Origin of the sequence: Curtobacterium sp. MCLR17_055, from assembly GCF_003234305.1 — a bacterium.
GTDB lineage: Bacteria > Actinomycetota > Actinomycetes > Actinomycetales > Microbacteriaceae > Curtobacterium > Curtobacterium flaccumfaciens.
This window is the reverse complement of record NZ_QKSX01000007.1, coordinates 147,893-168,320: the sequence shown is the minus strand read 5'-3', so window position 1 is coordinate 168,320 and position 20,428 is coordinate 147,893. Positions and strand designations below refer to the sequence as shown.

The window sequence follows — 20,428 nt, the reverse complement described above, 5'->3', positions numbered from 1 at the left end:
CGGTCACGTCGAGGACGCCACCCGGTGTCGCGGACACCGGCTCAGTCGTCGAAGTGCGCCGCGGCCGCGCGGGCGCGGTAGACGACGTCGTCGACGTCGTCGCCGAGCACCGTGACGTGCCCGATCTTCCGGCCGGGCCGGGGCGCCTTGCCGTAGAAGTGGTACTTCGCCTCGGGGAAGGCGTCGAGCGCTGCGGGGTACCGGGCGGCGAGGTCGCCGTCCGCGGGCCCGCCGAGCACGTTGACCATGACGGACGCGGGGGCGAACGAGCCGGTGGCCCCGAGCGGCAGGTCGAGGACAGCGCGCAGGTGCTGTTCGAACTGGCTCGTGGTGGCGCCGTCGATGGTCCAGTGCCCGGTGTTGTGCGGACGCATCGCGAGCTCGTTGATGAGGATGCGCTCGTCGTCGGTCTGGAACAGCTCGACCGCCAGCACGCCGGTCACACCGAGTTCCTCCGCGATGCGGACGGCGATCGACTCGGTCAGGTCGGCGATCCGGCCGGCGCTGTCCGGGGCCGGTGCGATGACCTCGGCGCAGACCCCGTCGCGCTGCACGGTCTCGACGAGCGGCCAGGCGACGACCTGCCCGGAGGGACGGCGTGCCACGGACTGCGCGAGCTCGCGGGTGAAGGGGACGAGCTCCTCGACCAGGAGGGCCTGGTCGCCGCCGGCCTCGGCCACGGCGATGAACCAGTCGTCGACGTCGGACGCGTCGGAGACGACCCGGACGCCCTTGCCGTCGTACCCGCCCCGCGGCGTCTTGACGACGGCACGGCCACCGTGGTCCGCCAGGAACGCTCGGAGGTCGTCGGGTCCCTGCACGGCGGCCCAGTCGGGCACCGGCAGTCCGAGTTCGCTCAGCCGGCGACGCATGGTGATCTTGTCCTGGGCGACGGCCAGCGCGTCCGGTCCGGGGTGGACCGACACGCCCGCGTCGACCAGGCTGCGCAGGACGTCCTGCGGCACGTGCTCGTGGTCGAAGGTCACGACGTCGACCTGTCGGGCGAACTCGAGCACCGTGGCGGCGTCGTGGTAGTCACCCTCGGCGGTGGCGGCGATCGCGGCGGACATGCCCGGCCCCTCGGCGAGCACCCGGATGTCGATCCCCAGTTCGACCGCGGCCGGCACCATCATCCGTGCCAGCTGTCCCCCACCGATGACCCCGACGCGCAACGCCATGCTGTGTGATCCTTCCGGCGCTCCCACCGTGCGGTGGGAACGCGTTGTCTACAATCGCTGTTCGGGTCGCGCTCTGCACGACCGGTCACAACTCTACGGATCCTGGAGGGCTCGTGCGGCGCCTCATCGCCCAGCTGGCACGCTTCGGCGTCGTCGGTGCCGTCGGCTTCGTCGTGGACACCACGGTGTTCAACGTGCTGCGCATCACCGTCCTGAACCCCGAGGACGTCCACTCGGGGCCGTTCTGGGCGAAGGTCATCTCCACCGTCGTGGCGATCTTCGTGAACTGGATGGGCAACCGGTACTGGACGTTCCGCGAGCAGCGTCGCGCCGTGGCCACCCGCGAGGGCATCGAGTTCGTCGTCGTGTCGCTCGGCGGCATGGTCATCGCGCTCGCCTGCCTCGGGGTGTCGCACTACGCGATGGGGCTCACCTCGGTGCTCGCCGACAACGTCGCGAACATCATCGGGCTCGTGCTCGGCACGGTCTTCCGGTTCTGGCTCTACAAGGTCTGGGTCTACCACCCCGAGCGCACGGCCACGCAGCCGGCCGCCGCGGACGAGTCGGTGTCCGACGGCCCGCGGGTCCCCCACGACGTCTGACCTAGGATCGGTGGGGTGACGGCCGAGACGACCACCACCCCCGCCCCACCCCGCACCGCGCGCTGGGAACGTGTCGCGATCGCGGTGATCACGGCGACCTTCGGGCTCTGGCTGGTGGCGTGGGCGTTGCTCGTCCCGGTGTTCGAGGCCCCCGACGAGACCGCGCACATCGACGCCGCCGTGCACGTCGCCCTCGGTGACGCCTGGGCGGCCCCCGGCGAGCTGCACGTCACCAACGCCGTGCAGGCCGCGAAGGTCGAACAGGCGACGAAGCCGTCCGACGAGTGGTCGACGGTGAGCGAGCTGCTGCAGAACGCACCCGGGCCCTCGGCGACGGTCAACCAGATGACCCAGCACCCGCCGACCGCCTACCTGGCCGGCGCCGCCGTGCTCCGGGCCGTCGACTTCGGCGAGCTCCGCTGGGACCACGCGTTCATCGCCCTCCGCCTGGCCGACGTGCTGGCCGTCACCGCGCTCCCCCTGCTCGCCTGGGCATCGGTGCGCCGGGTGACCCGCAGCCCACGCGCCGCGTTGATCGGGGCCCTCGCCGTGTTCGCGACGCCCGAGCTCGCGTCCATCGGCTCGTCGTTCTCGAACGACGCCCCGGTGCTGCTGGTCGCCGGGATCGTCGTCTGGCTCGCCACCCGTCTGCTCACCGGTGACACCCGCTGGCGCACCACGATCGCACTGGCGGTGGCCCTCGGGGCCCTGGTCTGGATCAAGGGCACCGGGTTGCCGGCGGTGCCGTTCGTCGCGGTGGTGGTGCTGTTCGCCGGCGCCGGGGTGCTCTCCCTGCGGCAACGGATCGTCCGCACGGTCGTCACGATGGCGGTCTCCGGCGGCATCGGTGCCTGGTGGTGGCTGCACAACCTCGTGTCGTACGGCCGGATCCAGCCGAACGGCTACACGGCGATGCGGCCCCCGAAGGACTTCCCACCGGGCGAGAGCCCCACGCTCGGACACTTCCTCGACGTCAGCTGGGGCACCCTGTCGCGCACGTTCTGGGGCAGCTTCGGCGGTCGCGCCCAGGTGACCATCGGCGACCTGCTCACCGCCGTCCTGACCCTCGTCGCTCTCGTGGTGCTGGTCGGCTGGGCGTTCCGCCGGGGCCCGGACCTGCGGGTGGCCCTGTGCCTCGCGGTGTTCCCGGCGCTCCTGATCGGCATCCAGAACCGCACGAGCGCGCACTCGTACCTCACCACCACCGAGGTCGCCGCCACCCAGGGCCGGTACTACTTCCCCGCGATCGTCTGCCTGATCGTGCTGAGCGCGCTCGCGTGGCGACGACTGGTGCCGGCCGGCCGGGCACGATCCTGGGCCGCGGTCGCGCTGGCCGTCGTGCTGCCCGCGGTGGGCGTGTACGGCTTCGCGGTGGCGTCGGCCTGGTTCTGGAACGCGGCGATGTTCCCGGTGACGGGCCGCGGGCTGCTGCGGTACTCCGAGATCGGGCCGGTGCCACCCGCGGTGCTCGTCGTCGTCGTGGCCCTGGTCGCGGTGGGGCTCGTCGCGTCGGTCGTGCAGGTCGCGCGCGCCGACCGTCGGACCCTGGCGACGACGGTTCCCGTCCGCTGACACGCCCGGCCGCGGAGCGCCGAGGTGGCACGACGTGCCGCAGGCCCGGCGCCGAGGGGTCGCGAACTGTCGGCAGGCGAGGCCGCAGACGACACTTCGTGACCCCTCGGCGGACGGCGCGCGGCGTGCGGTGGGCGCACCCACAGACGGACGGGAGGCCCGGTGCCAGCTGGCACGGGCCTCCCGTCCGTCGTCACGCGCGACCGGCGCCCCACTCCGTGAGCAGGAATGGTCGGGTCCGTCATCCGGACCCGACCATTGCTGCTCACGAAGCGCTGCGCGCGACGCGCGTCAGGCGGCGGGGACGCCGCCCTCGACCGCGGAGGGGTCGTCGGTCGGGCGGTTGCGCCGGAACCACGTCGGGGCCGCGGCGCAGAGCAGGAAGAGTCCGTCGACCGCGAGGCTCCAGACACGGGTGACGACGACCACGACCAGTGCGATGGGCGCCGGCATGACGAGCGCGAGCAGGAGGGCTTGCACGCCCTCCCGGACGCCGAGTCCGCCGGGGGCGAAGACGGCCAGCATGCTGATCGCCGAGGCCATGCTCGCGGCGCCGATCACGAACGCCGCGTCGGTGAGCTTCAGCGACGGGTACACGCCGAGGGTGATGAAGTAGTACGCCGTGCCGGACAGGACCGCGCCGGCGACGTAGAGCCCGGCTCCGCCGAGGACGGTGCCGAGGTTCGGACGGACGTCGGCCTCGAGCGGCTTGCGACGCAGGATCTTCAGCGCGATCCCGATCAGGAACACGAACACGCGCGGGATCAGGCAGACGACGCAGCCCACGAACGCCGCGATCATCAGGACGATCAGCCACGGGTCGAGGTTGTGCGTCCGCGGGTCGATGAGCAGCAGCACGAGCGCCAGGGCCAGGGTGGCGGCGATCTGCAGGGCGCCCTCGAGCAGCCCGCTCACGCCGAGGCGGGCCTTCGAGACGCCGTGCTTCGAGGCGAAGTAGACCTTGCCGATGATCCAGGTCGCGGCACCGGGGATGTAGCGGCCCATCCAGGACTTCGCGTACACGTAGGTCAGGGTGACGCCGCTGCCCTTGAGCCCGGTCGCACCGAGCCGTCGCAGCAGGTAGAACCAGATGCCGACGCCCCAGTACCGGAAGCCGAGGCTGATCACCGTCGCGAGGATCACCCACGACCACTGCCAGTCGAGCCCGGCGAGCTGTCCCCAGTCGACGCTCCGGACGTACAGCACGAGGAACACCGCGAGCAGGACGTAGAAGGCGATGGGGATCGCCTTGCCGAGGAACCGTCGTCGCTTCGACGGACGCTTCCCCTCGGGCGCGGGGGTGTCGCTGGTGCTTGCGGACAAACGGGTCTCCTGCTCAGGTCACGGGCTCAGGTCATGGTAGACGCTGGGTCGGGCCGCTCCCTGCGGTGCTGCCGCAGGGAGCGGGTACCGGGGACGTCAACGATCGAGCGTCACCGGGCGAGCTTGACGATCTGCACGCGGCAGGGGATCTCCGGGTCGGTGGAGCGGTCGGCGCTGCACGAGATCGTCGCGTTGTACGTGCCGACCAGCTTGCCGGCCACCGAGTAGTCGCGGGCCGGGGCGGTCGCCGGGTCGAACTGCACGAAGTACTGCACGCCCTCGTCGATGAACAGGTTGCGCATCGCGTCCGAGTGGTACGTGTAGCCCTGACCTGAGCGACCGTACACACGCGTGTCGGTCAGGAACGCGAGCGAGGAGAGCGAGCGGTAGTTCGAGCCGATGACGGTGGCGTCCTCGGGCAGCGCGCCGCTCGCCCGGATCTGGTCGGCGAGCCGGACGATCTCCGGCACGTCCGTCGGCCCGAACACGCGCAGCGCCTCGGTGCGGTTGACCGACGGGTAGAACGGCGCCGGAGACCCGAACCAGTTCTGCGTGTACGAGGCGACCGGCACGACGGCGATCGCGACGCACGCCACGATCGTCCGGACCACACCCCGACGGCGCACCAGCCGCCAGACGGCCGGCAGCATGAGCGCGCCGATCATCGCCGTCAGGTAGAACAGCGGCCAGTAGTACCGGGCGTTGCCGCCGCCGCTCGACGACGAGGTGATCATGCCGTAGCCGACGAAGTACACCAGGGTCGTCGCCGCGACGATGCAGGTGAACGCGTAGCGGCGGAACCGCACGACACCGATGACGAGTGCCGCCGCGAAGAGCAGGGCGATCGGCGCCGCGAACGGGGCGAAGGTGCTGATCTTCTGCAGGTAGTACGGCAGGGCGAGCATGCGCTCGTGCAGGTAGTACCCGGCGCGGGCCGCGATGCCGGACTCCTTCGTGACCTTCGGCGCGGTGTCCTCGGTGGTCGACTGCGTGGGCGGCGGAACCACGGCGGGGTCCGGGTTGTCCATCGGGCCCTGCTTGTAGACCGACGGGGTGAAGTCCTCGTTGGGCGAGAAGGCGTGGTCGTTGGGCGGGACCGGCAGGAACGGCCAGTCCGTGGCACGGCCGCCGTCGTCGAACTTCGAACCGATGTTGACCGAGAGCGACGACCCGAGCGTCACCGTGCCGTACTTGAGGGTCAGTGCGCCGACCCACGGGGCGATGACGACGGCGAACACGACGATCGTGGCGACCGGGGCCGTCCACCAGTGCCGGACGGGCTCACGGCGGCGACGGGCGGACCAGACGCGCAGCAGCAGCCAGAGGATCACGGCACCGACGGCCACGGGCAGCAGGAAGAGCTTGGTGAAGTACCCGAGCGCGGCCACGACGCCGAGCACCGCGCCGGAGGCGACCCGCGCACGCGTCGAACCGTGCAGCGCCTGGTCGGCCCACCGGAGCGCCCAGAGGAACCCGACGATCCACGCGACGACGAGCAGGTCCGGGGTCTGCACCGACACGGCGCTCATCAGGGCGGGGATCGCGGTGACCATGAAGAGCACGGCCGGGACGATGCGGTGGTTCTGCGACCAGACCAGCCACCCGCCGATGCCCAGCACGACGGCCACGGCGAAGCAGTTCACGATCGCGAAGGCCGTCTGCATGCCGAGCCCGAGGGCGATGAACGGCGCCATCATCCACGAGACCAGCGGCGACCAGTACGCGTTGATCGCGTCGGGCAGCCAGCCGTTCGCGTACTCGCGCGCGATGCCCATGTAGGAGATGCCGTCGACGTTCGTCACCCCGAGGCGGTTGTGGTACGCCACGGCGGCGCTCAGGGCGACCCCGATCACCACGAGGACGCCCAGGATCAGGGGTGCGACGACGTGCCGGTACCGTCGCGCACCCGCCCCCGAACGCCGTCGTGCGGGCTCGTGGGTGCTCTGCGGTGCTGCGGTCGTCGTCACGGTCACGTGCTTCATCATGACATCCGTTCGCTTGCCGGACCGCACCGAGGCGGATCGCGGGCCCCGCTCGGCGTGTGGGAGACTGCCGGGGACCCCGCTCCGACCACCTCGAGGACGTTCGTTGGCCACCGAAACCCGCGCAGCCGAATCCGCAGCCGAACCGACGGCGGCCGCTCCCCGCGCAGGGGGCCGGCTCGAGTTCCCGTACCTGGACGGGCTCCGCGGTCTCGCCGCCCTGGCCGTGGTGTTCTACCACGCGTACCTCTTCACCGGGACGACCGGCACCGGGCCGACCGAACTGCCGTGGCTCCGACCGTTCATCGGCTGGGGCTACCTCGGCGTCCCGCTGTTCATCGTCCTGTCCGGCTACGTCCTGATGCTGCCCGTGGTCACCCGGTTCGACCGCTACCGGTTGCCCGGTGGCTTCTGGAAGTTCATCTGGCGCCGCGCCCGACGGATCATCCCGCCGTACTGGGCGTCGCTCGTCGTCTTCGCGCTCATCATCCTGTTCGTCCCGGTGATGGGGCAGCCCGGCGGCACCCAGTGGGACACGAAGCTGCCGATGGGCTGGGGCACGTTCCTCACGCACTTCTTCCTGGTGCACGACTTCTTCCCGCAGTACATCGGCAAGATCAACGGCCCGATGTGGACGGTCGCCGTCGAGTGGCAGATCTACTTCCTCATGCCGCTGCTGATCCTGCCGCTCTGGAAGGTCTTCGGCGGGTGGGCGACCGCGTCCTCGCTCGTCCTCATCGGCATGTGGATGGGCTCCGAGAGCCGCTACTCGTGGATGCACCCGTGGTTCGTCGGCCTCTTCGCGGTCGGCATGCTCGCCGCCGAGCTCACCGTCAAGGCCCGTGACGAGCACCTGACCGGCAAGCTGAACGCCTCGAAGCTCGGCGGTCCGCGGTGGCAGAGCGGCGTGTTCGTGGCCGCGATGTTCGTCGGCATGCTCCTCGTCTTCTTCCGCAACCGCGACTACTGGCAGCACCAGACCTGGCCGTCCGAGGTCGTCCTCGGCATCTTCGCGGGCATCCTGCTGACCTGGATGGGCCGCAAGGCGGTCACCGGGGAGCACACCTGGCTCGCACGCTTCTTCGCGTGGAAGCCGTTCGTGCTCGCCGGCCTCGTGTCGTACACGATCTACCTCTTCCACAGCCCGTTGCTCGGACTCGGCAACCTGCTGCTCCTGCCGATGGGCCTGTACCCGAAGTGGCAGTTCCTGATGATGGTCTTCGTGGTGATCCCGATCACCCTGGCGATCTGCGTCGGGATGTGGTGGCTCGTGGAGCGCAACTTCCTGAACCGCCGGCAGAAGCACGCCACCCGCGAGGTCTCCTCGCGCGGGCGCCTGCCCGAGGTCGAGACGGACGACGAGGGCACCCGCACCGCCCGCTAGCCCCGACAGCGGACACCGCAGCGGACGCCGCACGGGTGCGTCTCACGGACAGGTGTCGCAGAGTCCGGGTAGCATCGCTCGGACCGCGGCGTGGGAGATCAGGCCCACGGCATCTCGACAGGGAAGACGAGACCACATGCGCGCACCCATCAGCAGGATCCTCGGGCTCGGCACCGCTGCCGCCGTCGCCGGGGTCATCACCTTCGGCAGCGGCCCGGCGGTCGGCGCGACCGCCACCGCCGCCGCAGGCACCGACACCGGTCAGCAGCTCTCCATCGCCGAGATGGACCGCACCGGCAACCACACCATGGGTGCCGGCATCGCCGCCCACGCCGGTGAGACCCACGTGACGACCTCCCCCGACGCGACCTCGGGCGGCGGCGTGAGCGCACAGTCCCTCAGCTCGTCGGCCGCTGCCGCCACCGCCGGCGGGCCGCCCCCCGGCCGGGTGCAGGGCTTCGACATCAGCGCGTGGCAGCCGAGCGTCAACTTCCTGCAGGCCTACCGCAACGGCGCCCGGTTCGTGTACGTCAAGGCGACCGAGGGCACCTCGTACGTCAGCTCCACCTACAAGCAGCAGTACGCCACCGCCAAGCAGCGCAACCTGTACCGCGGCGGCTACGTCTACGCCCAGCCGAGCCAGGCGAGCGGCGCCGCGACCGCGAACTACTTCTTCGCCCACGGCGGCCAGTGGAGCAAGGACGGCAAGACCCTGCCGCCGCTGCTCGACATCGAGTACGGCAGCGCCGCCCAGGGCACCTGCTACGGCAAGTCGTGGGGCGCGATGCGCACCTGGATCAAGGACTTCAACCGGACCGTCGTCGCCAAGACGGGTCGGTACCCCGCGATCTACACCACGACCGACTGGTGGAAGCGCTGCACGAACAACAGCAACCAGTTCTCGAAGAACCCGCTGTTCGTCGCGATCTACCCGGTGAAGAACTTCACCACCCCCGGCACCCTCGGACGCAGCTGGTCGAAGTGGACCTTCTGGCAGTGGGCGGCCAGCGGCACGCTCCCCGGCGACCAGGACGTCTACCGCAACGACATCACGTACCTGAAGCGCTTCGCGTCCCGGACGAGCTGACGCCCGTCAGGGACGTCGCTGCGATCGACGGCCCTGCCACCAGCCGACGGCGAACAGCACCGCGCCGACGAGCAGGAACGGCCCACCCGCGAAGACGAGGAACGCCGCACCGAACGGGAAGCTCCCGCCGGTCGCGGCGTACACGGTGAGGATCAGCGCCCCGGTTCCGGAGACGGCTCCGCCGATGGCGGCGGTGACGCCGCCGGCGACGGTGAGGGATCGACGCTCGGTCATGTCGTCAGCCTAGGGGCGCGCGCCCCCGGCGCTCGGCCACCACGAACGGACAGGAGGCCCGTGGCGGTGTCGCCACGGGCCTCCTGTCCGTCACGGGCGCGCGTTCGCGCCCGCCGTGTCAGCGCACGGTGTCAGCGGACGTCGCGCGTCGCCTCGGCGAAGTCGGCGTCGAGGGCGGTCGCCATCCGGGCAACGCCCTGCGCGAGCTGCGCGCGGACCGCGTCGCGGTCCGCGTCGAGCGCCTCGAGCTGCGCCGTGACGTCGTCGACGAACGTGGGCTCGAGTGCGGCCTCGATCGGCTTCGAGTAGGCCTGCTGGCCCATCTGCTCGAAGAACAGCCGGCCCTTGTCGACGTAGTAGAGCACCGCGGCGGGGACCCCGGCGATGGTCGCGACGATCGCCGAGTGCAGGCGGCTCGCCAGGAACAGGCGGCTGCGCGACATCAGTCCGGCGTACTCGGACGGCGAGAACTCGTCGGCCTCGACGACGTGAGTGCGGTCGGCGTGCCGCATCAGCGCGATGACCTCGCGGGCGAAGGCGGCGTCACCCTCGGACGCCTCCATGTGCATCGGGTAGAACACCACGTCGGCGTCCCAGCGGTCGATCACACGGTCGGCGAGATCGGCGACGGCCTGCCGGTAGGTCACGAGCTTGTCGCTGTCGACACCGGTCTGGCGGAAGCGCTTCGGCAGGAAGCGGAACGGGATCCAGCCGCTGCGCTTGTAGTGGAACCAGCGACGGACGCCGAAGCCGATCGAGCCCTCGAGCTGCTCGGCGGTCAGGCCGGTGGTGCGCTCGAGCCGCTCGAGCACCTCGGCGTCGGGCGGGGTGACCGTCCCGACGACCGCGGGGTCGAAGGACGACACGATCGGCGTCTTCACGCCCCAGGACAGGAGCTTCTCGCGGGACTCGTCGTCGCGCACGGCGAAGGCGCTGCAGAGGTCGACGGTGGCACGGATCAGGCGCTTGCTGACCCCGGCGGTGGTCGGGCCGATGCCCTGGAACGCCCCGACGAGGTTCTTGTTGACCGCACGGACGAGCAGCATCTTGCCGAACCAGTACACGAGGCCGAGCTTGTTCGTGTAGTCCTTCAGGATCTCGCCGCCGCCCCAGAGCACCACGTCGGCGCCGCGGGCGGCACGGAGCAGCGCGAACAGGTCGCCGATGCCGGTGCTGTACGGGGAGACCGGCAGGAACCGGATCCCGAACCACGCGGCGTCCCGCTCGGGGTACTGGGACAGGGACACGATCTCGGCGTCCGGCCACCGGCGACGGACGAGCTCGACGTTGCCGGCGAGGATCGCCCGGTCCCCGCGGTTGTGGGGCGAATCGCTATTGTGGATCAGTACGCGCACGGGGTGAGAGCCTACCGGACCGTCCCCCGCCAGCCCCGGAAAGGCACGATGTCCCGCACCACTCGCTCCGCCCGCTCCCGCCAGGACCGCCCCCGCCTGCTCGTCCTGGGCTCGACGTTCCCGGCCCGTCCGGACGACGGCGTGCCGGCGTTCGTGCTCGACCTCGCTCACCAGGAGGCCACCGAGTTCGACACCCTCGTGCTCACCCCCCGCGTGCCGGGTGGTGCCGCGAAGGAGCGCATCGGCGAGGTCGCGGTGCGCCGCTACCCGTACTTCCCGCGTCGCTTCGAGGACCTGGCCGACGGCGCGATCCTCGACAACCTCAAGGAGCGGCGCTCCCGCATCGTGCAGGTGCCCGCGCTGGTGCTGGCGCAGTACCTGGCCCTGCGGCGCGTGGTGCGCTCCGCGAGGCCCGACGTCATCCACGCGCACTGGGCCATCCCGCAGGCCCTCGTCGCGACGCTGGCCGCACCGGGTGTGCCCGTCGTCGTCACGACCCACGGCGGGGACATCTACGCGCTCCGCGCGGCTCCCCTCGTCCGGCTCAAGCGCTGGATCTTCGGACGGTCGGCGCACGTCACCACCGTGAACTCCGAGATGCGCGAGCGCCTGACCGAGTGGGGCGTCCCCGAGTCGCGCTCGACCGTGATCCCGATGGGTGTCGACCTCGGCCCTGCCCGCGACACCCGTGCCCGCGTCGCGCCGCAGGAGCACCACGTGGTCGCGGTCGGTCGTCTGGTCGAGAAGAAGGGCTTCGGCAACCTGATCGAGGCACTCCGCGGCCTGGGCGATGACGTGCCCTGGCGGCTCACCGTGGTCGGCGACGGCCCGTACCGCGCCCAGCTCGAGCAGCAGGCGGCTGGTCTGCCGGTGACGTTCCTGGGCCAGCGGGGCCGCACCGAGGTGCTCGAGACCCTCGCGTCGGCCACCGTCGTCGCGGTGCCGTCGATCCCCGCGGCGAACGGCGACCAGGAGGGACTGCCGGTCACCCTGCTCGAGGCCGCGGCGGTCGGGGCCGCGATCGTGGCGAGCGACCTGCCGGGCATCCGGGACGTCGTGCAGGACGACGTGTCCGGCGTGCTCGTGCCCCCGGGCGACGTCCCGGCGCTCCGCGCAGCACTGCAGCGCGTGCTCACCGACGACGCAGCACGCTCGCGCTACCAGGAGCAGGCCGTCGTCTCAGCAGCGGAGTTCTCCACCGAACGGATCGGCGAGCGCTACCGGGCGGTGCTGCGCGCGGCCATCGGCTGACGACGCGGCAGACACACAGGAGGCCCGGTGCCGGTCCCACGGACCGGCACCGGGCCTCCTGTCGGTCGCGGCTAGCGCCCCATGCCGCGGTACGTGAAGCCGGCGGCGGTCCACGCGTCACGATCGAGGCAGTTGCGGCCGTCGATGACGACGGGCGACGCCACGAGTGCGGCGGCGGCGGTGGCGTCGAGCTCCCGGAACTCGGTCCACTCGGTGAGCACGAGCACGAGCTCCGCCCCGCCCAGCGCCTCGGCCGCGCTCTCGACGTAGTCGAGCTCGGGGTGCACGCGGCGGGCGGTGACGACGGCCTCGGGGTCGTACGCCGAGACGACGGCGCCGAGTTCCTGCAGGCGGGCTGCGATGTCCAGGGCCGGCGAGTCGCGCACGTCGTCGGAGTTCGGCTTGAAGGCCAGGCCGAGCACCGCGACGCGCTTGCCGCTGACGACCCCGCCGAGCAGCTCCTGCGCCAGCTCGACGACGTGGGCGCGACGACGCAGGTTCGTGGCGTCGACGTCGGCCAGGAACGCCAGGGACTCCCCGACGCCCAGCTCGTTCGCCCGCGCCTGGAACGCACGGATGTCCTTCGGCAGGCAACCGCCACCGAAGCCGAGGCCGGCGTTCAGGAACTTCCGGCCGATGCGGGCGTCGTGGCCGATCGCGTCGGCGAGCGCCGTCACGTCGGCACCGGCGACCTCGGCGATCTCGGCCATCGAGTTGATGAACGAGATCTTCGTGGCGAGGAACGCGTTGGCGCTGATCTTCACGAGCTCGGCGGTGGGCAGGTTGACGACGAGTCGGGGCGTGCCGGTGGACAGCGCCTCGGCGTAGACCTCGTCGAGGGCGGCAACGGCCTGCTCGCCGGCCTCGCCGTCCGGCACGCCGTAGACGAAGCGGTCCGGCGCGATGGTGTCCTGCACGGCGAAGCCCTCACGCAGGAACTCGGGGTTCCAGACGAGCGTGGCACCGGGGACGGCCTCGCTGACCTCGGCGGCCAGACGTGCGGCGGTGCCGACGGGAACGGTCGACTTGCCGACGACGAACTCGCCGGCGGACAGGTGCGGGGTGAGCGCGGCGACGGCGGCGTTCACGTAGGTCAGGTCCGCGGCACCGGTGGGGCCCTGCGGGGTGCCGACGGCGAGGAAGTGCACGCGGGCACCGGCGACCTCGGCCATGTCGGTGGTGAAGCGGATCCGACCGGACTCGAGGGCCTCGGTCAGGATCTCGGGCAGGCCGGGCTCGAAGAAGGGGGCCTCGCCCGCGGCGAGCCGCTCGATCTTGGTGGGGTCGACGTCCACGGCGACGACCTCGTGTCCGAGTTTGGCCATGGAGGCGGCGTGCACGGCACCGAGGTAGCCGCAGCCGATCACAGAGATACGCACGTCGAAGAAGGTACCGGTTTCTCGCCGAAGTCTCATCACGACGCCCGCGACGAGGCTCGCAGCGGCCGCGTCAGGCCCGCACGTCGCCCCACGGCGGACGGTCCGGACCGCCGACGATCTCGTCCCAGTCCGGCTCACGGTGCCGACGCCTGGCCTCGTACGCCTCCACCAGGTCGTGCAGGACGGCGACGACGAGGTCGGCGTGCGGCACGTCGGCGAGGACCACGGCGGGGTCGTCCCCGGGGAACACGAGCACGTCGCCGGAGCGGAACAGCCCCTGCAGCCCGCGGCGCCGCACGGTCACGTCGTAGCCGCGGGAGTGCAGGAGCTCCCGTCGGGTCCGCGTGCCGAGTCCGTTGACCACGACCAGGCGACGCGTGGTGACGACGTACCGCTCCGACATCCAGCGGAACAGCGGGACGGCGCCGCCGAACACGACGAGCACCACGACGACGAGCGCGACGACGGCGTTCAGCCACGCCAGCTGCGCCTGGAACACGCCGAAGCCGAACCCGCCGGCCGCGGTGACGAGCACGACGAACACCGCCGGGCGCACCAGCCGACGGGCGTGTGGTCGCAGGCGTGCGACGACACGTTCGGGCGGGGGCTCGGCGGTCATGCCGTCATGCATACCGCAGGTGGGTGACGTCCCCCACCGCGACGCCCCTGGTGCCGCCTGCCTGGTCCCGGATCGTGATGCGACCGGCGTCGTCGATGCCGGTGGCGTCGGCCTCCTCGACGGTGCCGTCCGGCAGCTCGAGGCGGATGCGGCGACCGATGGTGCCGCACGCGGCGCGGACGTGGGACCGGACCGTCTCTGCGGCGGGACCCCCGGTGACCAGGCCGGCCACAGCCTCCAGGACGGACCGCAGGAAGGCGGACAGGACCGCGTCGGCCAGGGCGGGTGCGTCGTCGACCGCGCCGGCGAGCAGGAGCGAGGTGGACGTCGGGGTGGGCAGCCGGTCCGCCGGGATCGTCAGGTTCACGCCGACCCCGACCACGACGCTGCCGTCGGCGGCGACCTGGCAGAGGATCCCGCACACCTTGTCCCCGGCGACCTGCACGTCGTTCGGCCACTTCACGACGACGTCGGCGCCGGCGGGGAGCACCGACGCGATCGCGTCGCGCATCGCCGCCCCGGCGACCAGCGGCAACCAGCCGCGGTCGTGGTCGTCCAGGTCCGCACGGACGAGCACGCTGGCGGCGAGCGTCTCACCGGCCGGAGCGGTCCAGGTGCGGTCGAGCCGGCCCCGACCCGCGGTCTGGTGCAGGGTCGCGAGGACGCTGCCGTGCTGCTGCTCGGGGGCGGCGGCGAGCAGGTCCGCGTTGGTGGACCCGGTCTCGGCGGGGACGGTGATCGTCGCGCCCGCCGACCGGACAGCCGCGCTGGTGGCGGGGAACGACGGCGACGGGGATGTGGACATGCACGCAAATCTACGGGCAGGAACCGTGGGGGTCCTCCAACCGGCAGCGTGGCACCCGCCGGTAGGGTGAGCGGGTGACTTCAGGAGACACCCCCGATCTGTCGACGACGGCCGGCCGACTGGCCGACCTCCGCGACCGGTACCACGAGGCCGTGACCGCCGCGGGCGAATCCGCCATCGCCAAGCAGCACGCGAAGGGCAAGGGCACCGCGCGCGAACGCATCGAGCAGCTGCTCGACGAGAACTCCTTCGTGGAGTTCGACGAGTTCGTGCGACACCGCACCACGTCGTTCGGCATGGACGCCAAGCGCCCCTACGGTGACGCGGTCGTCACCGGCGTCGGCACGATCCACGGCCGCAACGTCGCCGTCTACGCGCAGGACTTCACGGTCTTCGGCGGGTCGCTCGGCGAGGTCGCCGGCGAGAAGATCATCAAGGTCATGCAGCACGCGCTGAAGACGGGCGTGCCGATCATCGGCATCCTCGACTCCGGCGGCGCCCGCATCCAGGAAGGCGTCGTCGCGCTCGGCAAGTACGGCGAGATCTTCCGCCTGAACACCCAGGCCTCGGGCGTCATCCCGCAGCTGTCCATCGTGATGGGTCCGGCGGCCGGCGGTGCGGTGTACTCCCCCGCCCTCACCGACTTCGTCATCATGGTCGACAAGACCAGCCACATGTTCGTCACCGGCCCCGACGTCATCAAGACCGTCACGGGCGAGGACGTCGGCTTCGAGGAGCTCGGCGGCGCCCAGACGCACAACGCGGTCTCCGGCGTGGCCCACTACCTGGCCGAGGACGAGACCGACGCGCTCGACTACGCGCGCTCGCTCATCGGGTTCCTGCCGGACAACAACCTTTCCGACCCGCCGGCCTACGACGTCGCCCCGGAGCTCGAGACCACCGACGCCGACCACGAGCTCGACCTCGTGATCCCGGACTCGACGAACCAGCCGTACGACGTCACCACGATCATCGAGCACATCGTCGACGACGGTGAGTTCCTCGAGGTCCAGCCGCTCTTCGCGCCGAACATCCTGATCGGCTTCGGCCGGGTCGAGGGCCGCACGGTCGGCATCATCGCGAACCAGCCGCAGGCGATGGCCGGCACGCTGAACATCGACGCCGGCGAGAAGGCAGCCCGCTTCGTGCGGTTCTGCGACGCGTTCGGCATCCCGATCCTGACCCTGGTGGACGTGCCCGGCTACCTGCCCGGCACCGACCAGGAGTGGACCGGCGTCATCCGCCGCGGCGCGAAGCTGCTGTACGCCTACGCCGAGGCCACCGTCCCGCTCGTCACCGTCATCACCCGCAAGGCCTACGGCGGCGCGTACATCGTGATGGGCTCGAAGCAGCTCGGCGCCGACATCAACCTGGCGTGGCCGACCGCCGAGATCGCCGTCATGGGCGGCCAGGGCGCCGTGAACATCCTGTACCGCGCCGAGATCAAGCGCGCCGAGGAGTCCGGCGAGGACGTCGCCGCGGTCCGCACGAAGCTCGCGAACGAGTACACGTACAACGTCGCGTCGCCGTACCTGGCGGCCGAGCGCGGTGAGCTCGACGGCATCATCCAGCCGCACGCCACGCGCGTGTCGGTCATCAAGGCCCTCCGGTCGCTGCGGGGCAAGCGCGCCACGCTGCCCCCGAAGAAGCACGGGAACATCCCCCTCTGATGGGTCGCCACGCAGCAGCCGTGCCCTCGGACGAGCCCGCTTCAGTGGCGGACGTCCGGGTGGTCGCCGGCGACCCCACCCCCGAGGAACTCGCCGCCGTCGTGGCCGTCCTGCAGCGCCAGGCCGATGAAGCCGCTGCCGCCGGGCGCGCCGCCGTGGTCGTCGAACCCCGCACCGGGTGGGACGCCGCGGCCCGCGGACTCCGCCGCCCGCTCGACCACGGACCGGGCGCCTGGGGCCGATCGCTCCGCTGATGTACCCCTGGTGCGCGGGCGACCGGAACGGTTGCAGGGCGCACTTCCCGGTCGGTATCCCCTCACTCGGGGGACACGTTCAGCGGATACGGACCGGAAATGCCGGAATTGTCCCCCATAATGACGACTGACATGCGGCTCGTGCGTGGGCATAGTAGTTGGTGTTCGGTGTCCTTCAACGAAAGACATCGCAGGACGGTGGCCGACTAGGGTACGAAGCCACCGCCCGCTGCGAGGCAGGGCGACATTCGGGTTGTCGCTCAGCCTCGGGTCGTGAACGGGCCGGTCGGTATCCGACCGGCCCGTTCCCCGTTTCCGGGGCGTGTGGCGCGTGCGGGCGGGCGTCGGTGCGGTTGGCGGGGCGGCTGGCGAGGCCGATCCGGAACGACACCGTCGACGTCGTACGACAACGACATGGTCGCTTCCGTGCGCGCGCCCGCCCGACGCACCCACGCGGCAGCCTGGAGGCCCGTGGCGGCGCCGCCACGGGCCTCCCGGCTGTCCCCCATCGCGTCCACCGCCGCCCGCACGCCCGGCGCACCACGCGCGTCCGCAGCGCCGTCCGCACCACGTCCGCGACGATCCACGCGTCGATCACGTGGCGCATCGTCGCAACACGCGCGCACACGCTGCCGCGCGCTGTACCGAGCGCGCCGCGCGCTACGCGGGCTCGTGCCGCGGGATCTCGAGCCAGAGTGCGACGGAGTCGTCCTCGTCCCCGTCGTCGTCGTCCATCCCCGCTCCGAGCGCCGCGGACTCACTGGCCGCGCCATCGAGGCGGAGTCCGACGACGGTCACCGCGGAGTCGGAGCCTTCGCCCACGGTCCGGACGATGACGTTGTCGGCATCGCGGGCCTGCCGGAGCGCCTCGGCGACACGGGCGTGGATGCGCCGGATGTCCGGGGCGTCCAGGTCGTCGAGCCCGCCGTCGTCGTGCAGCTGGACGGTCGCTCCGCGGCGGCGCAGGCGCATCACCTCGTCGCGGACGTCGTCGGACAACAGGGACCGGCCGCGGATCTCGTCGCGGATGGCCTGCTCGAGGTGCAGGCACTCGGCGCGGTCGGCGTCGTCGAGGTCGCCGCAGGAGTCGATGATGCGCTGCAGCATCGGCAGGGCCATCCGGGTGGTCTGGCTCAGCCGGAACTGCCGCTCGAACACGTGGGCGTCCTGCGCGGCCTGCCAGTCGGCGGTCTCCTGCTCGGCGAGGACGAGCTCACGGGTGTTCCGGATCGCGCGGCTCATCGCGGCGGCGAAGACCGTGGCGATCGCGACCCAGGCGACGCTGCCGACCACGCCGAGCCCACCGAGCGAGCCGAGACCGGCCCAGGCGACGGTGTACACGGTCAGGAACAACACGCCGGCCCACGCGAAGGGGCCCCGACCGCGCACGACGAGCACCACCATGAGCGTGCCGATGGCCGCGATCCACCAGGTGGCGGAGCCGGGACCACGACCATCGACGAGGACGGGGGCGGCGATCACCGGCATCACGATCGCGGTGGCGAGGGAGAAGCAGGCCGTCCAGACCGGCAGGACCCTGCCGGGGACGAACAGTGCGAGGCCGGTTGCCGCGGCGTACAGGACCATGCAGGCGACGATCGGGGCGACCTGGTCGACGCGCGGCAGCGTGGCCGCGGCGAGGACCAGGTGGTAGAGGGAGAACAGCGACGCGAGTCCGAGGGCGATGCTCGCTGGCAGGGAGACCTTCATGCGGTCGTCCTCGCGGCCGGCGACCACGTCAGCACGATGCGGGTGCCCTCGCCCGGGACGGTGTGCACCTCGGCGCGACCGTCGACGGTCGCGACCCGCTCCACGATGGAGCGGCGGACACCGAGCCGTTCGGCGGGGATGGCCGCGACGTCGAATCCGCGGCCCTCGTCACCGACCTCGACGAGCACCCCCTGGCCCTGCTGCTCGACGCGGACCCAGCGGGAGACGTCAGCGTCGCCGGCGTGCTGCACGCTGTTCACCGCTGCCTGCAGCGCCGCCGAGGCCAGCGCGTCGGCGACCGACGCGGGCAGGCGGACCGACCCGGTCGGCGTCGGGACGAGGCGGACCGGAGCGGGCAACGCACCGACCCCCTCGCGGATGCGCGCCCGGAGTTCCCCGAGGGCGACCGGCGCGACGTCACCGGGACCGTCGGTGGCGGCGGCCTCGAGGTGGTCGATCGCGTTCCGGGCCATCCGCGCGGCGAGGGTCTTGGCCTCGAGCGTGTCGGCCCGTGCGGCGGAGAGCAGCGTCGTGAGCACGCTGTCGTGCACGATGGCGTCCACCTGGACCCGCTCGACCTCGGTCGCGTGTTCCCGGATGGCGAGCGAGTACCGCCGCACGGCCGTGGACTGCGCCGTGTCGACCGACGTGGCCGCACGCCGCAGCACCACGGCGATGACGAGCACCGCACCGCTGAGCAGCGCCGTGTACACGCCGTCGAGCAGGACGGCGAGGACCCCGACGTCGCCGCCGAGCGGGCTGAGCCGGATGACGACGTACACCGCCGGCACGAGCGCGGTGTAGACCGTCGCACGCCACGTGGCGAAGCCCATCGCCGCCGCCGTGCAGCCGACCGTGCAGAACCACCACGGCCACGGCTGCTGCGCCGACGGGATGGGCTCCTGCACGGTCGCCGTCCACGTCACGAGCACGACGAGGAACAGCAGCGCGCAGACGATCTGCGCCAGCTGCGCGACCCGCTGCACGAAGGCCGAGACCCCGATGAACACGAACGACGCCGCGAGGGCGAGCATCAGCGTCGGACCCCAGAACGGGTCGAGGTACGGCAGCTGCTGCAGGACCGCGGGCGCGTCGACGATGCCGAGGCCGATCGCCGCCATCGCGAGGAGGATCGCGAACGCGCGCTCCACCGACGCCTGCGTGATCGAGGCGCGGACACTGCGCGCCGGATCGGCGCCGAAGGGCGCCGGTTCGACGACCGTCCGCGCCGACTCAGCCGCGGTCGCCATCCGTGTCAGCGACCGTCGCCGTCGGGGTCGATGCCCGAGTCGAGCCCGGGGAGGATCCCGTCCTCGACGGCTCGACGCAGCAGGTCGACCTTCGTCGGGGCCGGGCGACCGACCTCGACGTACTTCACACGGATCCGGTCGAGGTACTCACGGGCCGTCGAGTAGCCGATGCCGAGCTGCTGGGCGGCGAGCTTGAGCGGGAGACCCGAGGCGTAGAGGTGCAGGATCTCGCGCTCGCGGCGGCCGAGCTGCGCCTTCGCGAAGTCGCGGTCGGCGTCGATGGCGCTCGCCCACTCGAGGTTGTTGAGCACGTCACCGCGTGCGACGGTGGCGACCGCGGCCATCACCGTCTTGGTGGCCGAGGACTTCGGGATGACGCCGGCAGCCCCTGCTGCGAGCGCCTCACGCACGTTGGCGACACGGTCCGCGATGGAGTGCACGAGCACCGCCGATCCCGTCCCCTGCACGCCCTTGACGTTCTCGGTCACGGTCGAGCCGTCACCGAGGGACAGGTCGAGGACGACGACGTCGACCTCTCGCCCGTCGAGGTTCTGGACGTACTCGGGGACGCTGGCGGCGGTGAGCACCACCTCGAACCCCTCGTTCTGGCACGCCGCCTGGATCCCGAGTCGGACGGACTCGTGGTCGTCGACGATCGCGACCCGGACCGGCCTGGTGGCCGCCCCTGACGTCTCGGTGCTGGTGGTTGTCGTTCCTGCTGCCACAGTGGCCTCTCGTTCCGATGCGCGACGCCGGCCCCTGAAACCGGAGTG

General features: G+C 71.6%; 18 protein-coding genes. 7 read left to right on the top strand and 11 right to left on the bottom strand.

The genetic code is table 11. The annotated features are described in order from the left end of the window. Positions 1-41 precede the first annotated feature (41 nt). Positions 42-1,178 carry a 5-(carboxyamino)imidazole ribonucleotide synthase gene (locus tag DEJ09_RS08305; RefSeq protein ID WP_111031918.1) on the bottom strand — a complete coding sequence of 379 codons (1,137 nt, stop codon included), beginning with the start codon at positions 1,176-1,178 and terminating at the stop codon, positions 42-44. A gap of 113 nt (positions 1,179-1,291) precedes the next feature. On the opposite strand from DEJ09_RS08305, the gene DEJ09_RS08300 reads away from it, so the two are divergent. Together DEJ09_RS08300 and DEJ09_RS08295 are read left to right on the top strand one after the other, a co-directional pair. Next, complete coding sequence (locus DEJ09_RS08300) at positions 1,292-1,780, top strand: GtrA family protein (RefSeq protein WP_071406423.1); 489 nt, start codon at positions 1,292-1,294, stop codon at positions 1,778-1,780. 15 nt (positions 1,781-1,795) lie between these two features. After that, complete coding sequence (locus DEJ09_RS08295; protein WP_111088165.1) at positions 1,796-3,352, top strand: DUF2142 domain-containing protein; 1,557 nt, start codon at positions 1,796-1,798, stop codon at positions 3,350-3,352. 291 nt (positions 3,353-3,643) lie between these two features. Here the strand turns inward: DEJ09_RS08295 and DEJ09_RS08290 are convergent, their stop codons facing one another. Next, positions 3,644-4,675, bottom strand: a complete 1,032-nt coding sequence (locus DEJ09_RS08290; RefSeq protein WP_111029461.1) for a lysylphosphatidylglycerol synthase domain-containing protein — start codon at positions 4,673-4,675, stop codon at positions 3,644-3,646. 110 nt (positions 4,676-4,785) lie between these two features. Then, on the bottom strand, positions 4,786-6,657 hold the full coding sequence (locus DEJ09_RS08285; RefSeq protein WP_181433310.1) for a glycosyltransferase family 39 protein: 1,872 nt from the start codon (positions 6,655-6,657) through the stop codon (positions 4,786-4,788). Positions 6,658-6,763: 106 nt separating this feature from the next. Here DEJ09_RS08285 and DEJ09_RS08280 point away from each other — a divergent pair, with 106 nt between their 5' ends. Together DEJ09_RS08280 and DEJ09_RS08275 are read left to right on the top strand one after the other, a co-directional pair. Further along, positions 6,764-8,041 carry an acyltransferase gene (locus DEJ09_RS08280; protein ID WP_181433031.1) on the top strand — a complete coding sequence of 426 codons (1,278 nt, stop codon included), beginning with the start codon at positions 6,764-6,766 and terminating at the stop codon, positions 8,039-8,041. Positions 8,042-8,177: 136 nt separating this feature from the next. Further along, positions 8,178-9,128 carry a GH25 family lysozyme gene (locus tag DEJ09_RS08275; protein ID WP_111031922.1) on the top strand — a complete coding sequence of 317 codons (951 nt, stop codon included), beginning with the start codon at positions 8,178-8,180 and terminating at the stop codon, positions 9,126-9,128. Positions 9,129-9,134: 6 nt separating this feature from the next. Here DEJ09_RS08275 and DEJ09_RS08270 read toward each other — a convergent pair whose 3' ends face one another. Both DEJ09_RS08270 and DEJ09_RS08265 read right to left on the bottom strand, forming a co-directional pair. Next, positions 9,135-9,362 (bottom strand): hypothetical protein, encoded by a 228-nt coding sequence (locus DEJ09_RS08270; RefSeq protein ID WP_111029457.1) that lies wholly within the window; start codon positions 9,360-9,362, stop codon positions 9,135-9,137. A gap of 131 nt (positions 9,363-9,493) precedes the next feature. After that, positions 9,494-10,717 carry a polysaccharide pyruvyl transferase family protein gene (locus tag DEJ09_RS08265; protein WP_181433309.1) on the bottom strand — a complete coding sequence of 408 codons (1,224 nt, stop codon included), beginning with the start codon at positions 10,715-10,717 and terminating at the stop codon, positions 9,494-9,496. A gap of 48 nt (positions 10,718-10,765) precedes the next feature. Here DEJ09_RS08265 and DEJ09_RS17935 point away from each other — a divergent pair, with 48 nt between their 5' ends. Next, on the top strand, positions 10,766-11,968 hold the full coding sequence (locus tag DEJ09_RS17935) for a glycosyltransferase (RefSeq protein ID WP_146245695.1): 1,203 nt from the start codon (positions 10,766-10,768) through the stop codon (positions 11,966-11,968). A gap of 71 nt (positions 11,969-12,039) precedes the next feature. Here the strand turns inward: DEJ09_RS17935 and DEJ09_RS08255 are convergent, their stop codons facing one another. The 3 genes from DEJ09_RS08255 to DEJ09_RS08245 all read right to left on the bottom strand — a co-directional run bounded on the left by DEJ09_RS08255 (position 12,040) and on the right by DEJ09_RS08245 (position 14,771). Beyond that, entirely contained in the window at positions 12,040-13,347 is a 1,308-nt protein-coding gene (locus tag DEJ09_RS08255; protein WP_071406414.1) for a UDP-glucose/GDP-mannose dehydrogenase family protein, read from the bottom strand. A 70-nt stretch (positions 13,348-13,417) separates the two neighbouring features. Then, entirely contained in the window at positions 13,418-13,966 is a 549-nt protein-coding gene (locus DEJ09_RS08250; protein ID WP_071244247.1) for a PH domain-containing protein, read from the bottom strand. A 4-nt stretch (positions 13,967-13,970) separates the two neighbouring features. Then, positions 13,971-14,771, bottom strand: coding sequence for a biotin--[acetyl-CoA-carboxylase] ligase (locus DEJ09_RS08245; protein WP_111088162.1), 801 nt, complete (start codon positions 14,769-14,771; stop codon positions 13,971-13,973). 74 nt (positions 14,772-14,845) lie between these two features. On the opposite strand from DEJ09_RS08245, the gene DEJ09_RS08240 reads away from it, so the two are divergent. Together DEJ09_RS08240 and DEJ09_RS08235 are read left to right on the top strand one after the other, a co-directional pair. Continuing rightward, the gene (locus tag DEJ09_RS08240) at positions 14,846-16,441 is read left to right on the top strand and encodes an acyl-CoA carboxylase subunit beta (RefSeq protein WP_071406413.1); all 1,596 of its coding nucleotides are present in this window, start codon (positions 14,846-14,848) and stop codon (positions 16,439-16,441) included. Beyond that, positions 16,441-16,695 carry an acyl-CoA carboxylase subunit epsilon gene (locus DEJ09_RS08235; RefSeq protein WP_111038025.1) on the top strand — a complete coding sequence of 85 codons (255 nt, stop codon included), beginning with the start codon at positions 16,441-16,443 and terminating at the stop codon, positions 16,693-16,695. The genes DEJ09_RS08240 and DEJ09_RS08235 overlap by 1 nt, the downstream gene beginning before the upstream one ends. A 660-nt stretch (positions 16,696-17,355) precedes the next feature. On the opposite strand, the gene DEJ09_RS08230 is transcribed toward DEJ09_RS08235, so the two are convergent. From DEJ09_RS08230 to DEJ09_RS08220, 3 genes are read right to left on the bottom strand one after another with little or no spacing between them, the layout of a single operon-like run. Next, on the bottom strand, positions 17,356-18,405 hold the full coding sequence (locus DEJ09_RS08230) for a hypothetical protein (RefSeq protein ID WP_111022366.1): 1,050 nt from the start codon (positions 18,403-18,405) through the stop codon (positions 17,356-17,358). Then, positions 18,402-19,655 carry a sensor histidine kinase gene (locus DEJ09_RS08225; protein ID WP_111088161.1) on the bottom strand — a complete coding sequence of 418 codons (1,254 nt, stop codon included), beginning with the start codon at positions 19,653-19,655 and terminating at the stop codon, positions 18,402-18,404. Before DEJ09_RS08225 ends, DEJ09_RS08230 begins: the two co-directional genes overlap by 4 nt. Positions 19,656-19,660: 5 nt before the next feature. Further along, positions 19,661-20,380 carry a response regulator transcription factor gene (locus DEJ09_RS08220; RefSeq protein WP_017888757.1) on the bottom strand — a complete coding sequence of 240 codons (720 nt, stop codon included), beginning with the start codon at positions 20,378-20,380 and terminating at the stop codon, positions 19,661-19,663. Positions 20,381-20,428 lie beyond the last annotated feature (48 nt).